Source organism: Myxococcus sp. CA040A (genome assembly GCF_013336725.1).
GTDB classification, from domain to species: domain Bacteria; phylum Myxococcota; class Myxococcia; order Myxococcales; family Myxococcaceae; genus Myxococcus; species Myxococcus llanfairpwllgwyngyllgogerychwyrndrobwllllantysiliogogogochensis.
Genome location: NZ_JABUMR010000016.1, coordinates 1 through 15,098 on the forward strand (window position 1 = coordinate 1; position 15,098 = coordinate 15,098).

The following is a 15,098-nucleotide window of genomic DNA, read 5'->3' on the forward strand; positions in this document are numbered from 1 at the left end:
CACTGCAGGCACTGCTGGTATGCGCTTCTCAGCGCTCCCTTGCTGGTGCCTTCTCAAAGATTGACTGCGGTTTCCGCAATCCTTCTCTTCTTCTTGGGCTTGCTATTTGGTTTTCAAAGACCGAGCCGCTTGTTTCATCCGCGACTTTTTGCTACTTTGTTTCCGTCTGCTGCTCGCCGCTTCCTGCCGGCGGGTCGCATCTTTTATTCAGGTCCGCGTCAGCTGTCAACTTCGCTTTGCGTCCCTTTCGGCGTCCTCCGAAGTCCTCAGCGCCGCCCAGTGGCTTCCGCTGTTTTCTTCGTGAGGGGCGCGGCTTCTATCTCTCCGCCGCATCCCGTGTCAACCGTTGCTTCGTTGACTCCCTCGCCGCCTCCGCCCTGCTGCTTCCGGGCTTCTTCGTCGGGGTCGCGGCTTCTACCACCGCCGCATCTTCTGTCAACTCGCTTCGCTGACCGCCGTATTTCCAATGTCGTTCTGAATCCACACGCCGAAGTGCTTCGCGCCAGTGCGCGGGCTTCGTCATGAGGGGCGCGGCTTCTACCACCGCCGCATCCAGAGTCAAACCGCTTCCGAGCCCCACCCCACCGTCAGCCCCAGCTCCAGCTCCAGTGCCGTCTCGCACGAGACGACCTCCAACCCCACCACCGCGACGCCCACCGGACCACTTCCTGCTGGCTGACCATCTATGGAGCGCTCCGGAGAATGTCAACTCGTGGTCACGAGCCGCTCCGGACACTCGAAATCCCACGAAGGCCCCATCCAGGGAATCCTTCAGGGACCCACGGTCCTATTCTGCGTGGTTCAGAGAACCCCAGCGCCATGCGCGCTGATTCCGAGACTGTTGCTGACGGAATCCACGGCTGCCTGCTCGTCGCGGAGGGCTTTTGGCCGCCCGCGCCTCGCCGTGAGGTGGGCGGCTTATCCACCAAGCGAAGGGACGGCGCAAGAAGTTTGCTGATTGTCACTTCAGCACCCTTCCCTGCCCCTGCGCTCAGCTCCCTACGCCCAGCTTCAACCTCGAGACGTCCACCCGGCCACGACGACACCCCTCCGCCACCACCACCGCGCGCAGTTCGCTGTACGCGCGCTCGAAGTCATCGTTCACGACGATGTAGTCGTAGGAGGCGATTCCCCGCTCCATCTCCGAGCGAGCCGCCAGCATGCGGCGGCGAATCGTCTCATCGGAGTCCGTCTGCCTGTCCCGCAGCCGGCGCTCCAGCTCATCCATGGAGGGAGGGAGCACGAAGATGGTGACCGCGTCGGGGTGCTTGCGCTTGATGGCCTGCCCGCCCTGGACGTCGATGTCGAAGATGGCCACGCCCCGACGGGCGCGCGCGACATCCACCGTCGACTGGGGGCTGCCGTAGAAGTGGTTGTGGACCTCCGCCCACTCCACGAACTCGCCCCGTTCGATCTTCTCCTGGAAGGTGGCCACGTCCACGAAGTGGTAGTCCACCCCTTCCTGCTCCTTGCCTCGAGGCCGGCGCGTCGTGACGCTGATGGAGAAGTTCGCCTGCGGCGTCTCCTTGAGGAGCCGATGGGCAAGGGTGGTCTTCCCGGCCCCAGAGGGCGCGGAGAGGACGAGCAGTAGACCGGGCTGAAGGATGGTGGGTTCGCTCATTCGACGTTCTGCACCTGTTCGCGGATGCGCTCGACCTCGGCCTTCATCGAGACCACGCGCGCGGAGATCTCCGTGTGCTGGCTCTTGGAACCGGTCGTGTTCACCTCGCGGTGCATCTCCTGCACAAGAAAATCCATGCGACGGCCAGCGGGCTCGGTGCTCGCCATGAGGGCGCGGAACTGCTCGAGGTGACTCGCCAGGCGCGTGACTTCCTCGGCGATGTCCGTGCGCTCGGCGAAGAGCGCCACTTCCTGCGCCAACCTCTGCGGGTCCACCGCGACGCCCCGCGCGAGCTCCGCCACGCGCTCCGTGAGCCGCTGCTGGTAGTCGTGCACCGCGCGGGGAGCGAGGTGGGCCACTTCGCGGCTCCAGCCCTCAATCAACTTCAGTCGCGCATCCAGGTCGGCGTAGATCGCCTCGCCCTCGACGAGCCTCATCTTCTCCAGGGCTCCGAGCGCCTGCTCCAGCGCCTCCGTCACCGCGGGCGTCGCCGACTCCAGATTCACGCCCTTTTCCTCCAGGCGCACGACGCCCTGCTGGTTGGCCACCTGGGACCAGGCCACGTCCGCCGGGAGGCCCAGCTCCTTGGCCAGCTCCCGGAAGGTGCGCAGGTACTCGCGCGCCAGGTTCAGGTCCACCGTGGGCACCGTTCCCGTCGTCGTGGAGGACTGCCGCTTCACCAGCAGCTCCACCGAGCCACGTGCCAGCCGGTCCTTCACCTGCTTCGTGACGCTCGGCTCCAGCGAGGTGAGCTCTCGAGGAAGCCTCGCCTTCACCTCGCAGAACTTGTGATTGAGGGAGCGCAACTCCACGGAGACTTCTTCGTCCCCCACGCGCGCACGGCCCGCGCCAAACCCGGTCATGCTCTTCAGCATTGGGCGGTTGCTAGGGGCTTTCCGTCCGCAGGTCAAGCAGCGTGCTTGCACGCCTTTCAGTTCTGTGTAGGGTCCGCGCCGCGATGGCCTGGCACAAGCGGCTCGAGTTGTGGGCGAAGCTGGCGCTGGCGCTCGTGGCGTCCGTGTTGTTCTGGCGCCCCGGCCGCCGGCTCCGTCCCGGAAGTTCCCTCCCTGTCCCCCGGAAGGTGCTGCTCGTGCGGCCCGACAACCGCGTGGGCGAGGCGCTCCTCACCACCCCCCTCATGCGCACCCTCAAGGCCCATGTGCACCCGGCCCCCGAGGTGCACGTGCTGGTTCATGCCAAGGTGGCCCGCGTCCTGGCGGGGCACCCCGACGCGGACCAGGTCATCGCGTTCGACCGCCGGCGACTCTGGATGGGCCCCCTGGCCCCGGGCATCCGAGCCCTGCGCCGCGCGGGCTATGACCTGGTGGTCGACTGCGCCAACTGGGAAGCCCCCTCCGTGACGAGCGCCCTGGTGGCACGCCTCGCCGGCCCGCGCGCCGTGGTCATCGGGCCGAGCGTCTGGCCCGTGACTGGCCTCCACTCCCTGTCCGTCCCGGCCCGCGACGACAGCAGAAGCGAGGCGCTTCAGCGAACCCACCTGCTGACCCCTGTCACGGGCGGCACCCTGTCGCGGGGACTCTCCTTCCGCGAACCCACCATCAGCGCCCCGTTCCGTGCGTTCCTGGAGACGGACGCCACCACGCCCCGCGCTGTCATCAACCCGGGTGGCCGCCTGGGCCCTCGGCGCATTCCTCCCGAGGCCTTCGCCGCCGCGGCTCGCGCGCTCCTCGAAATCGGCCGCGTTCCCATCGTCACGTGGGGACCTGGCGAAGAGGAGCTTGCCCGCGCCGTGGTGGCCGCCGCGCCCGGCTCGCGGCTCGCACCCGCCACGAACCTGGATGAGCTCGCCGCGCTCATGCGCGCCGCCGGACTCACCGTCTGCAACAACACCGGGCCCATGCACCTCTCGGTGTCCGTGGGCGCTCCGACGCTGGCGTACTTCCTCCGCATGGACATGGAGCGGTGGGGCCATGCGTATGCCCCGCACCGGATGGTCGACCTCACCAGTCTCGTCGATGGCGCGGGAGGCGAGGGGCTCGAGGCTCGTGCAGCCGAAGAGGCCCGCACCTTCGCGGCACAGCTCACTCGTCAGGCGCGTCCCACCTAGACATCCGCTCCTGGAGGAGGTGGGGCACTCCCTCTTCCACGGGCCACTCGCACCGACACCGGGGACAGCGGGCCTTCACCTGCTCTTCGTACGAGAGCACCGTGAGATGCCCCTTGCACTGGGGACAGCCCAGCACCGCCATCAACCCCTCATCCAGCGCGGGCATGTCCTACTTCGCGCTCTCACGGCCGAGCCGGCGCGCCAGCTCCGTGGTGCTGTGGTCCTTCGGGTCTCCCGACACCGCCGTACGCCCACCGTAGGCACGCACTTCGTCGCCCTCGGGGATGCTGTCCGGCGTGTAGTCCGTCCCCTTCACATGCACATCCGGCTTCAGCGCTCGAATGATGACGCGCACGTTCGGCTCGTCGAAGACGATGACCCGGTCCGTACAGGCGAGCGCGGCGACCAGCTCCGCACGCTCGCCCTCGGGAATGTGTGGCCGTCCAGGCCCCTTGTACGCCCGCGTCGAGGCGTCCGAGTTCACCGCCACCACCAGCACATCCGCCAACTCGCGGGCGCCTTCCAGATAGCGCACGTGGCCCACATGCAAGAGGTCGAACACGCCGTTGGCGAGCGCAACGGTGCGGCCCTCGGCCTTCCAGCGCGCCCTCGCCTCCACCACCTGCTCGAGCGACTGAATCTTCTCCAAGGTGCTCATCGCGTGCTCCGCAGCTCCGCCAGCAGTTCGTCCCGGGACACCGTCGCGGTGCCCGACTTCTGCACCACCATGGAACCGGCCACGTTCGCCAGTCGCGCCGCTTCCCCGAACGAGGCTCCGGCCGCCAGTGCCAGCGAGAATGTCGCAATCACCGTGTCGCCCGCCCCCGTCACGTCCACCGCCGCCTTCGCGCCATGCACCGGGATGAGGTCCACCCCACCGTCAGCGTCGAAGAGCGCCATGCCGTGCCGCCCCCGAGTCACCAGCAGCGCACGACACCCCAGCCTGCGCACCGCCTCATGCCCCGCCGCCAGCAAGTCCTCCTGCGAGCGCACGGGACGCCCCGCCAACGCCTCCAGCTCCGGCTCGTTCGGCTTGCACACCGTCAGCCCCGAGAACGACGACAGCGCATAGCGACTGTCCACGCACACCGGCAGCCCATCCGCCGCCAGCTTCCGCAGCACGGCGCGCACCTCGTCGCTCAGCACTCCAGCGCCGTAGTCCGAAACGACCACCGCGTCCGCGTCCTTCGCGGCCTCCGCCACGTGCTTCGCCAGGGCCTTGCGCACGCTCGGAGGGAGCGACGAGCGCTGGCCACGGTCCAGGCGCAACATCTGCTGCCGCGTCGTGCTCACGCCGCCCGCGAGGATGCGGGTCTTCGTCTCCGTCGCCAGACCGCGTCCACCCACCGCGTGCAGGCGTACCCCTGACTCGGAGAACAGGCGACGCAGCTCGCGGCCCATCTCATCCGCGCCCAACATTCCGACGGCCGTCACCTGCCCCGTCAACGCACGGACATTGGCCGCCACGTTCGCCCCGCCGCCCAGCTTCACCTCGGCGGACTCGTAGCGGACGATGAGCACCGGGGCCTCGCGGCTCACCCGGTCCGTCTGCCCGTAGATGTAATGGTCTGCGACCAGGTCCCCCACCAGCAACACCCTGCGGCGCGCGAACGCGTGCGGCAGGCGAGAGGGCGGAGGCGACGAGCGAACGGGCGAGACTGCGGCCATGGCGGCGGTTTGTCCCACAGCCCTCCTCGTCTCACAAGTCGGCAGATGCACCCGACAAGCCAAGCGCTCGACGCAGATGGGACTCGCCCTCCAGCACGTCCACCCCCAGCCGCACCTTCCAGGCCGAGAACCCCACGGGCAGACGCACCGCGTCCTTCTCCGTCGTCACGACCTTCACCGCTCCCAGCTTCGCGGCTCGAGCTTCCACGTCACGAAGCTCGTCCGCGGTGAAGCGGTGGTGGTCCGGAAAAAGGGCCGCATCCAGGACCTCCACGCCGAGGGACCTCAGGGTCTTCAGGAAGCCCCCCGGCCGACCGAGCCCCGCCAGCGCCAGCACCCCCTGGCCACTCAGTGCAGCTGTCGGATGGAGCCCTCCAGAAGGGTCCACCCAGGCCGAAGGTCCATAGCGTGCGCGGACACGGGGGATTCCTTCTCCCTCCGCAGGCAACCCCAGGGCCCGTGCGTCGAACGGTGCTCGGGGTGCCTCGCCTGCACGCGAGACAATGGGGGACGCCGTGGCACATGGGGGCGTCGACGTGCGGACCCAGAGCAACGTGGCTCGCCGGAGAGAAGAGGCCGGCTCTCGCAGCGGCCCCCTTGGCAACATGTGGCCATTGCCGAGTCCCACGGCTTCGTCCACCACGACGAGGTTCTCGTCCCGCGCGAGCCGCCGGTGTTGAAAGCCGTCGTCGAGCAGCACCGTGTCCAGACCGTAGTCGTCTCTCGCGCGCCAGGCGCTGGCGACACGGTCCGCGTTCACGAAGATCCTCACACCCGGGCAGCGGCTCGCGAGCAGCAACGGCTCGTCCCCCGCGTCCTCCACCGGAGGCAATGACTCCGCCCCCGTGAAGGTGAGGGGCGCTTGTGAGCGACGCCCATAACCTCGCGTGAGGATGCCCACCTTGCGGCCCTCGCGCACCAGCAACTCCGCGAGGTGGAGCACCGCGGGCGTCTTCCCCGTGCCTCCCACGTTGAGGTTGCCTACCGAGATGACGCGGAGGCCCTCCACTCGCTCGGCGCGAAGCATGCCCAGGTCATACAGCGCGCCTCGCAAGCGCACCGCCGCGCCATAGGTCCATGACAACGCGGTGAGAGGGGACAGCAAGGCTCGCCGTCCCCAGGGCTCGGGCGACGGCGGATAGAACACCCGCTCGATGGCGGTGGGAGACTCGGGAGCCTGAGCGCTCAAGACCTGGAGGCTCCGCACAAGGCGTGTCCCGACACGAATCGCCGGGCATCTTCGAGGGTCAGCATGCGCCCGCTACGCTATCAGCCCGAGCCATCACGTACGACTCGACACGTCAGCGCGGGCTCACCGAGCGCGCGGGCTCGCCACCTGTGCATACAACGCAAGGACATCGGCGGCGATGCTCGCATTCGTCGGATGCGCCACGGGGGCCCGTTGCCCCGACAGTGACGCGGCCACCACCGCCTCGGGCGTCGGCTCGACGACACGTGCATCCGCCAGCTCAGGCAGCGCGCCCTCTTCCACCGCCACGACTCGCACACCACACGCCCGGGCTTGAGCCGCCGCTCTCGCACTCCAGTCGTTCCCGAGCCCCAGGAGCCAGACCTCGTCCAAGGCCCTCAACCACCGCGCGAAGGCTTCTCCTTGTTGGTAGCCCGCGAACACCACCGCATCCGTCAGCCCCAGCGACGCCACCTGACTCCGCGTCGCCTCCAGCAACGCGCCATCCCCCACCAGGACGAACTTCGCCTCCGGGCGCTGCTCGCGGAAGAGAGCGAAGGCCTCCACCCCCACGGAGTGCCGTCGCGAAGGCTGGAACGTGGACACCATCCCCACCAGGGGCGCGCCCTTCAGTCCCAACTCGCGCCTAGACGCCTCGCGGTCCGACTCAGGGCGAAAGCGCGGGTCCACCAACGCGGGAAGCACCCGAGCCGTCCTTCCTCGCTCCAACAAGCGAGGCAAGAGCGAGCTCGCCGGCACCGTGTACGCATCCGCCGCGGGCAACGAGGAGCGGATGGAGCGCGGTGCATGAAGCGAACGGACCAACACCGCCCCCTGGGGCCGTCCCCACCTCGCCAGGAAGTGGTCATGGCTGAAGTGCGAGTGCACCACATCCACTCGCCGCGCACGCAGCCGGCGCAAATCACTCCACACCCGCCAGGGCGGAGACTTCACCGACAACTCGAGCCCTTCGTCATCCAGCAGGCCCAGCGCTCGCAGCCGAGGCACCGCGGGCTCCTCCGCCGGCATCTCCTTGCGCCGACGGTCGACCGCCACCGTCACCTCGTGCCCGGCCTCCCGCTGCGCCAGCGCGAGCAACGCGACGTTCTCCGCCGGACCACTGAAGAAGGGGCTCGCCAACAGGTGGAGGATTCGCATCCGACTACCGCCCGACCAGCGTGCGATACAGCGCTTCCAGCGCGTGCGCCTCGTGCTCCACGCCGCACCGACGACGTGCCTCCTCGGCCGCGTTGCGCCCCACTTCGCGCGCCCGCTCGGGCTCTCGCATCAGCATGTCCAGCAGCTCGCGCAACGCCTTCACGTCCCCTGGCTCGAAGAAGAAGCCCGTCCGGCCATGCTCGATGAGCGTGTCCAGATACGGCAACTTCGACGCCACCACGCAACAACCGGACGCCATCGCCTCCACGTGCACCAGCGAGTACCCCTCCGCATAGGACGGGTGCACCAGCACGGTCAGCCCTCGATACCAGGGCTCGATGACCGACTGCTCTCCGGCCAACGACACGCGGGGCTCGATGCCCGCCCTCAAACCGTTCACCCAGTCCAGGTCCGCGCCCTTCGCCAACCCCACCAGCACCGCCTGCCACTCGGGGTGCTCGGGCAGCAACGGGCGCACCGCATCGAGGAAGTCGCCCTGCCCCTTCTCCTTGCGGATGCGGCCAATGACGCCCACCCCGAACCGTCCGCCCTGCCCCAGCTTCTCCCACGCCGCCGCCCGGTCCTCCGGTGGATGGAAGCGCGTCAGGTCGATGCCATGCGAAATGACGGTCGACGGGAGCGCGATGACCTCCGCCACCTGCCGCGTCAACGACACCAGCGCATCCGCGCCTCGCGCGATGAAGCGCGTGAAGCCGCTGGGCGCCACCGACGTGTGCCGCGTGAAGACCAGCCGCACCTGCCGACCCACCAGCTTCAGCAACATCCCCGCGAGCAGTTCGTTGTTCCGGTGGGCATGCCACACCACCGGCTCGGAGCGCGCCCGACGCAACAGCTCCGGCCAGGTGATTCGCGGCAGCCCGGCGCTCAGCCCAGAGCCGATGACTCGCGTCTCCGAGCCCGTGTCCTTCACCAACGCGGGGACCACCGACTCGACGTGGCGCGTGACGCCCGTGTACCGATTGTGGAAATGCGGGTGGACGATGAGCGTCATCGCGGCCCGGCCCTCCCATGGGGAAAGAGCGTCGTCATCGCCTCGGCGTTGCGCTCACTCGCGCCGGAAATCCGCCCCACCGTCTCCAAGGCCCGCGCACCCAGCTCCGCGACTCGACCCGGCTCTTCCAGCAACTCCGCGAGCCTCGCGTACAGCGCCTCCGCGTCCGCCACCAGGATGCCTCCCTGCCCCGCGAGCACCGCCACGCTGTCCTTGAAGTTGTCCATGTGCGGACCGAACAACACCGGTTTCCCCTGCCCCGCGGGCTCCAGGATGTTCTGCCCGCCCCGCTTCGTGAACGAGCCGCCCACGAAGACCACCGTCGCCAGCCGGTACGCCCGCGACAGCTCGCCAATGGTGTCCAGCACCACCACCTGCGCTCGCTCGGGATTCCCCTGGGAGCGAAGGCCGACACCCAGTCCCGCCTCCCGCGCCAGCGCCACGACGCGCCCAGCCCGGTCCACATACCTGGGCGCAATCACCAGCCGCAGGTCCGGCCACCGCGCGAGCAGCCGCCGATAGACGCCGAGCAGCACGTCCTCCTCGCCCTCGTGCGTGCTGCCGGCAATCCACACCCGTGCGTCCACCGGAAGCCCGAGCGCCTCGCGCAACACGCCGTCCTCCGCCGCCGGCCCCGAAGCCAACGAGTCGAACTTCGTGTTCCCCGTCACCCGCACCCAGTCCGGCCGCGCGCCGAGACTCCGCGCCCGCTGCGCCTCGTCCTCCTGACGCATCAACATCAGGTCGAAATCCTTCAGCGGATTGCCGATGAGCCTGAACAACCAGCGGTAGCGCTCCACGTTCGCCGGAGAAAAACGGCCGTTGGTCATCACCACGCGCGCCCCACCGCGCTTCGCCGCGCGAATGAGGTTGGGCCACACCTCCGTGTACTCCAGCACCAACACGTCCGGCCGGAGCGCCTTCACCGCCCGGCGCGTCGCGCCCCACAAGTCATAGGGCGCGTACACCACCCCATCGATGTCCTTGGCGAGCCGGCCCGTCGCCATCGCATGGCCACTGTCCGTCATCGTCGACAGGATGAGCTGGCAGCCCGGGAAGCGAGCCCGCAAGGGACCAAACATGGGGGACAGCGCCAGCAGGTCTCCCGCACTCGCACCGTGCAACCACACCACGGGCCCGTCACCTCGCGGGGGCAGCGAGCCTCGCCCGTAGAACCCCAGCCGCTGCCATAGGCCATGACGCGTCTTCCGGTGCACGCAGAGCGCCGGGAAGAGCAGCGGGAAGAGAAGATACGTAGCGAGGATGTACAGGAGTCGCATGGACGGCTCCCCGGCCCTCTATCAGATGCCAGGCCCCCGAGGCAGTACACGCACGGGGCTCGGGACAATCCATGGTCGCCACTCGGAGCCAAAGAAGCGCCCAGGCCCCTTCACCCACACCTCCACCCGCACCACGCCTGGCCCCGTCAGCTCCACCGAGGTCCCGTCCTGCCCCAGGCGGCCTTCTCCCCACACCTCGACCCGAACCGTGTCCACGTCCGGAATGCCAGGCAGGCGCACGCTCAGCACGTCCCCCACCCGAGCCTCCCTGCGCTCCGGGTCCACCCCTTCCAGCACGAAGCCCTCGGGTTCCCCCAGGGCGCGGAAGGAACACAGGGCACCCCCACCTCGCAGCGCCCCCGTCACCAGCGACGCCGCCGCCTTCGCATCCGAGGGCAGGGGCGCGGGGACCCGCGCTGGCGGCAGGTACATCGCGAGGGAGCGAAACACGGACTCGTAGGACGGCAGGCCGTGGGCGTCGTGCGCGCAGAACGCGAGCTGGGGCTGCTCGCGCGCAAGCTCCATGAAGCGCTCCCCGGGCTCGGGCTCCGGCGCCACGAGCACCATCACCCCGTGCATCGGGTTTGCCAGATAGGCGCCCACCGCTGGGAGCAAACGGCTCATCGGATTGCGCATCGCGTGCCGGAAGAAGGTGTCCGCGGAGTACAGCTCGAAGCCCTTCGCCTGACTCGCGCTCTCCGAGTCAGTCCATGGGTTGTGACGCTGCACCGGGTGCGCGAGCACCGTCGTCCCGCCCGCCGCGTGCACGGCGCGCACAGCATCGCCCGCGGGCATCCACCGCTGCATGCCTTCCAACGGTCGCTCCATGCCAAAGGCGATCAGGTGTCCCGCCGACGTGGAGATCTCCACGCCTGGGACCAGCAACACTCCGTCCACCCACGTGGGCGCCGGCGGGGTGAAGTCGTTGTGGTCCGTGAGCAGCACGAAGTCGAGACCGGCCGCCTTCGCCGCGCGCGCCACCGCCAGGGGACTGCCCCGTCCGTCCGAGCGCGTGGTGTGCACGTGGAACGCGCCTCGGACCCACCTCGGCGCGCCCTCCTTTGGCGGAACCACCGGGTACGTCGCGTACGAGGCGGGCAACGCGAAGAAGCCGCAGAGCCCCAGCACCAACAAGATCAGGCCCGCCAGTGCCTGGACGGCCTTGCCCGCGCCCTTGCGAAGTCGACTCATCCTCGGTACCGCCCGAGCACTTCGTCCCGTGCCCACATGAGCATCCCCGCTGCCTCGCGAGGCGGGCTCGTCTCCGCCTCCGTCCGAGCGTGCCACAGGGCGGAGTACTGCTCGGCACTCGCCTGGCCCCGCGCGGCACGTCCATGGCGCGGGTTCACCTCCGCCACCGACCCGCGCCCGGGATGCGTGACGCCGCTTACGACCCGCGTCCCGCTCACGCGGCGCCTCGCTCGACAGGTCCCTCCGTCTGCATCCGCCACAGCGCCGCGTAGCGCCCACCCTTCTGGAGCAACTCCGCGTGCGTGCCACTCTCCACCGCGCGGCCCGCTTCCATGACGTGGAGCACGTCCGCGTTCACCACCGTCGACAACCGGTGCGCGATGACCAGGGCCGTGCGCCCCGGTAGCACCGCCGCCAGCGCGGCCTGCACTTCTCGCTCGCTCTCCGGGTCCAGACTGCTCGTGGCCTCGTCCAGCACCAGCACCCGCGCACGCGCCAACACCGCTCGCGCGATACACAGTCGCTGCCGTTGCCCACCGCTCAGCGTCACTCCCCGCTCACCGATTCGCGTGTCGTAGCCCTGCGGCAAGGCCCGGATGAAACCGTCCGCGTTCGCGACCCTCGCCGCGGCCTCCACGTCCTCGCGCGTGGCATCCGGCCTCGCATAACGCAGGTTCTCCAACACCGAGCCCTGGAACAACAGCGGCTCCTGCGTCACCAGCGCGAGCTGCTCGCGAAGACTCGCCGCCGTGTACCGGTCCATGTCCACGCCATCCAGCAACAGGCGCCCCGCCTGGGGTCGCTCGAAGCGCAGCAGCAGCGTCGTCACCGTGCTCTTGCCACCCCCACTGCCCCCCACCAACGCCGTCACCTGGCCCGCCTTCAGCTCCAGCGTCACCCCATCCAGCGCGGGCCGGTCACCGTAGGCAAAGCGAACGTCTTCCAGACGAATGGACTGCGACAGGGGCGGCGCCGGCACCGCGTCCGGCGCATCCAGCACCGGGTGCTTCAAATCCAGCAGCGCGAACAACCGCTCACCCGCGGCCCCCGCCTGCATCGCGAACTGCGTCACCCGGCCCAGGTCCTTCACGGGCTGGTACACCAGGATGACCGCCGTCAGCAGCGAGAGCAGGGCCTCCGGCTCCATCAGTCGAGCACCCGCCGCGTAGGCCAACGCGCCCGCCAGCGCCGCCGCCGCCAGGACCTCCATCACCCCCGGCACCGCGCCTCGCGCCCACGCCGCGCCCACCACCGCGTCCTCGTGCGCCTTCGCGTGCGACGCGAAACGCGCCAGCTCCGCCGACTGCCCGTTGAAGGCCTGAATCGTCCGCAGCCCGCCCAGCCCCTCGTGGAGTTGGCCCGCCAGGTGCCCCAGCTGCGTCTGCCCCTCGCGCGTGCCCTTCAACACCTTGCGCGTCAGCTTGGACGCGGGCAGCGCCGCCAGTGGAATCACCACCAGCATCAACCCACCCAACAGCGGACTCATCGACAGCGCCACGCCCGCCAGGATGATGACCTGGAGGCTGTCGCGCAGGTACGAGCCCACCGTGTACATCGCCGCCGCCTCCACCGCCGTGACGTCCGAGGTGAATCGGCTGAGCAGGTCGCCCTGCCGCTCTCGCGCCAGCTGCGCGGGAGACAACGACGTGAGCTTCATGAAGAGCTCGCGCCGCACATCCCTCACCACCCGCTGCGCGAACAGGCCCATGAAATAGAACTGGCCCAGGTACCCCACGCCCTTCACCACCCCCACCACCACCATCAGCAGCGGGAAGCCCCACAGCGCCGCGTCGCGCGGCAGGCTCGACAGCCACGGCACGCTGTTCGCCCCGGAGAAGCCGTCCTCGCCCCCCGACAACAAGAAGCGCAGCGCGGGCCCGGTGAGGTACGCGTACGCCCCCGTCGTCACTCCCACCACCGCCATGCACACGAACGCCACCACGAGCACCGCCACATGCGGGCGCGCGTAGCGCAACAGTCGCAACAGTGTCCGCCGCATTCCCTACCGTCCCACCTTGCGCAACGCCGCCTTGGCCAGCTGCGAGTACGGGTTGTACTCCAGCACCTTCAGCAGCTTCTTTCGCGCCAGCGGCGCGTCCCCGAGGTCCGTGTCGATGATGGCCGCGATGATGTGCAGCCGCTCCACATACGGCCCCAATGACAGCGCCTTCTTCAAGACCTTCTGCGCCTTCTGCGCCCGCTGGACCAGGGGACCGCCCGCCGCCTGGTACGTCGCCCAGGCAAGGAAGGAGTAGTACTCCGGCTCGCGCGGGTTGAGCGACACCGCTTCCTCGAACGCATGCATCGCCGACAGGAAGTCGCGACGCTTCAGCGCGGACTCGCCCCGGCGCAGCGCTATCTCCGCGTCCACCACCACCGCCGTGTTCCGCCCCACGTCCAGCTTGCTGAACAGGTACTGGAGATACGCCTTGCGCTTCTCCTCCACGCTCAGCACCCGGTACGACGCGGACAGCTTCTCCTGCACCGAGTCCAGCAGGTCCTTCAGGTCGGAGATGTCGAACTCGGCATACGTGTCCGGATGAAAGCGCATCGCCGTCTCGTGGTACGCGCGCTCCACCGCCTCCGCGTCCGCCGCGATGTCCAACCCCAGGCTGCCAAAGTAGCTGCGGGTGATGATGCGCACCGCCTCCTCACGCAGCGACGCACCCGTCGCCACCGGCAACGACTTGCGCTTGCGTGGCCCGATCCGGTCCGGCACCACCACCGCCGACAGCACGTCCGCCCCCGTCGCCACCGGCGTGGGCGAGAAGGTCACTCCCCCCGTCAGCTTCAGGAACCACAAGAGCGAGTACGCCGCGCGCAGCTCGCCCCGGCCATGCGCGAGCAGCTCCTTCAGGACGATGCGGCCATTGACCTGCATGGCGATCTTGATGTCGTCCGTGTCCAGCGCCATGGCCTGCAGGTCCCGACCGAAGTCGGACGAGCGCACCGGGTACTCCCCCAGGTTCGCCCGCAGCGACGCCGCCATCACCTTCAACGGAAAGCAGCGCCTTGCGCCCTCGAGCACCTGCGCCAGCGGCGGCAGGTCCACCGAGGCGACCTCCGTCGTGAACTCGTCACCCGAGTAGAAGGCATACCGGCCCTCGCGCATGCCCAGCACCCGCGCGAGGTTGTCGCGCGTGTAGTCGCGCAGCAGCTGCGACAGCTCCTCGCCCGCCGCCTCCACCCCCGCGTCCGCCAGCGCCGCGCCGATGCGCAGCCCGGACGCCAGCGCCTCCACCACCCGCTCCGCCTGCGCGGCCGTCGCCAGCGTGCGCGCGACGAGGTAGCGCGGAAGTGAGTCCTCCTTCGCCGACGAGTCGAAGCTCACCGGCCCACCGCGCAGGAAGTACACCCGCCGACTCAGGCCTCGGTGCGCCGCCACCAGCACACCATCCCGGCGCAGCCGGTGGATGGAGTGCAGGAGCGAGGGCAGTGGATAGCCCTTCAAGTCACCGCTGTTCACCGCCGGACGCGACAGCGTGGCCGAAAGCCCCGTCAGCGGCACCGCCTGCGCCGCGCGCACCAGCGACTCCAGCCGAGGCACCAGCTCGCCCGGCTTGAGCGGGTCCGCCACGTACGCGTTCACCTTGAGGTCCAGCACCGAGGCAACACCCCGCGCCCGGCCCAGGTGCCCCTTGTCGATGGCGACAATCGGCACGCGCCCGCCCTGGCTGTGCCCTCGGATGAGGTGCACCACGTGCGAGCCTTCCACTCGGGGAAGGTCCACCGACAACACCATCACATCCGGGTTGTCCGCCGCGAAATGCTCCAGCACCGCGATAGGGTCATTCACCGCGCGCACGGAATACCCGGCCTGGGAGAGCAGACCCGTCAGGTGTTCGAGCGTGGGGGGATGGCTCTCGGCGAGCAGAAGCGTCTTCAAGGGTAGCGCAGTCTACACCTTCACC

Annotated in this window: 13 protein-coding genes; 2 read left to right on the forward strand and 11 right to left on the reverse strand. The window is 69.2% G+C overall.

Features of this window, described 5'->3' with window-relative positions; genetic code table 11:
* Positions 1-452, forward strand: a 452-nt coding sequence (locus HUA75_RS46330; RefSeq protein ID WP_217446534.1) for a hypothetical protein, incomplete at its 5' end; no start/stop codon positions are given.
* Positions 453-991: 539 nt separating this feature from the next.
* On the opposite strand, the gene gmk is transcribed toward HUA75_RS46330, so the two are convergent.
* On the reverse strand, positions 992-1,621 hold the full coding sequence (gene gmk / locus HUA75_RS42400) for a guanylate kinase (RefSeq protein WP_141648437.1): 630 nt from the start codon (positions 1,619-1,621) through the stop codon (positions 992-994).
* Positions 1,618-2,496, reverse strand: a complete 879-nt coding sequence (locus HUA75_RS42405) for a YicC/YloC family endoribonuclease (RefSeq protein ID WP_141648436.1) — start codon at positions 2,494-2,496, stop codon at positions 1,618-1,620. The genes gmk and HUA75_RS42405 overlap by 4 nt, the downstream gene beginning before the upstream one ends.
* A gap of 83 nt (positions 2,497-2,579) precedes the next feature.
* Here HUA75_RS42405 and HUA75_RS42410 point away from each other — a divergent pair, with 83 nt between their 5' ends.
* The gene (locus tag HUA75_RS42410; RefSeq protein ID WP_174489691.1) at positions 2,580-3,689 is read left to right on the forward strand and encodes a glycosyltransferase family 9 protein; all 1,110 of its coding nucleotides are present in this window, start codon (positions 2,580-2,582) and stop codon (positions 3,687-3,689) included.
* A gap of 169 nt (positions 3,690-3,858) precedes the next feature.
* On the opposite strand, the gene HUA75_RS42415 is transcribed toward HUA75_RS42410, so the two are convergent.
* The 9 genes from HUA75_RS42415 to HUA75_RS42455 all read right to left on the reverse strand — a co-directional run bounded on the left by HUA75_RS42415 (position 3,859) and on the right by HUA75_RS42455 (position 15,073).
* Positions 3,859-4,347: an adenylyltransferase/cytidyltransferase family protein gene (locus HUA75_RS42415; RefSeq protein WP_141648433.1), complete on the reverse strand. Its 489-nt coding sequence runs from the start codon at positions 4,345-4,347 to the stop codon at positions 3,859-3,861.
* The gene (locus HUA75_RS42420; protein WP_141648432.1) at positions 4,344-5,357 is read right to left on the reverse strand and encodes a bifunctional heptose 7-phosphate kinase/heptose 1-phosphate adenyltransferase; all 1,014 of its coding nucleotides are present in this window, start codon (positions 5,355-5,357) and stop codon (positions 4,344-4,346) included. Before HUA75_RS42420 ends, HUA75_RS42415 begins: the two co-directional genes overlap by 4 nt.
* 31 nt (positions 5,358-5,388) lie before the next feature.
* Positions 5,389-6,546, reverse strand: coding sequence for a tetraacyldisaccharide 4'-kinase (lpxK, locus tag HUA75_RS42425; protein ID WP_217446535.1), 1,158 nt, complete (start codon positions 6,544-6,546; stop codon positions 5,389-5,391).
* Between the two features lie 123 nt (positions 6,547-6,669).
* Positions 6,670-7,704, reverse strand: coding sequence for a glycosyltransferase (locus HUA75_RS42430; RefSeq protein ID WP_174489692.1), 1,035 nt, complete (start codon positions 7,702-7,704; stop codon positions 6,670-6,672).
* A gap of 4 nt (positions 7,705-7,708) precedes the next feature.
* Entirely contained in the window at positions 7,709-8,716 is a 1,008-nt protein-coding gene (locus HUA75_RS42435; protein ID WP_174489693.1) for a glycosyltransferase family 4 protein, read from the reverse strand.
* Positions 8,713-9,996: a 3-deoxy-D-manno-octulosonic acid transferase gene (locus HUA75_RS42440; RefSeq protein WP_141648428.1), complete on the reverse strand. Its 1,284-nt coding sequence runs from the start codon at positions 9,994-9,996 to the stop codon at positions 8,713-8,715. The genes HUA75_RS42435 and HUA75_RS42440 overlap by 4 nt, the downstream gene beginning before the upstream one ends.
* Before the next feature lie 21 nt (positions 9,997-10,017).
* A complete protein-coding gene (locus tag HUA75_RS42445; RefSeq protein WP_174489694.1) occupies positions 10,018-11,187 on the reverse strand; it encodes a PHP domain-containing protein in 1,170 nt (389 codons plus the stop codon).
* A 214-nt stretch (positions 11,188-11,401) separates the two neighbouring features.
* Entirely contained in the window at positions 11,402-13,186 is a 1,785-nt protein-coding gene (locus HUA75_RS42450; protein ID WP_174489695.1) for an ABC transporter ATP-binding protein, read from the reverse strand.
* A gap of 3 nt (positions 13,187-13,189) precedes the next feature.
* Positions 13,190-15,073 carry a DUF4388 domain-containing protein gene (locus HUA75_RS42455; RefSeq protein WP_141648309.1) on the reverse strand — a complete coding sequence of 628 codons (1,884 nt, stop codon included), beginning with the start codon at positions 15,071-15,073 and terminating at the stop codon, positions 13,190-13,192.
* Positions 15,074-15,098: the final 25 nt, after the last annotated feature.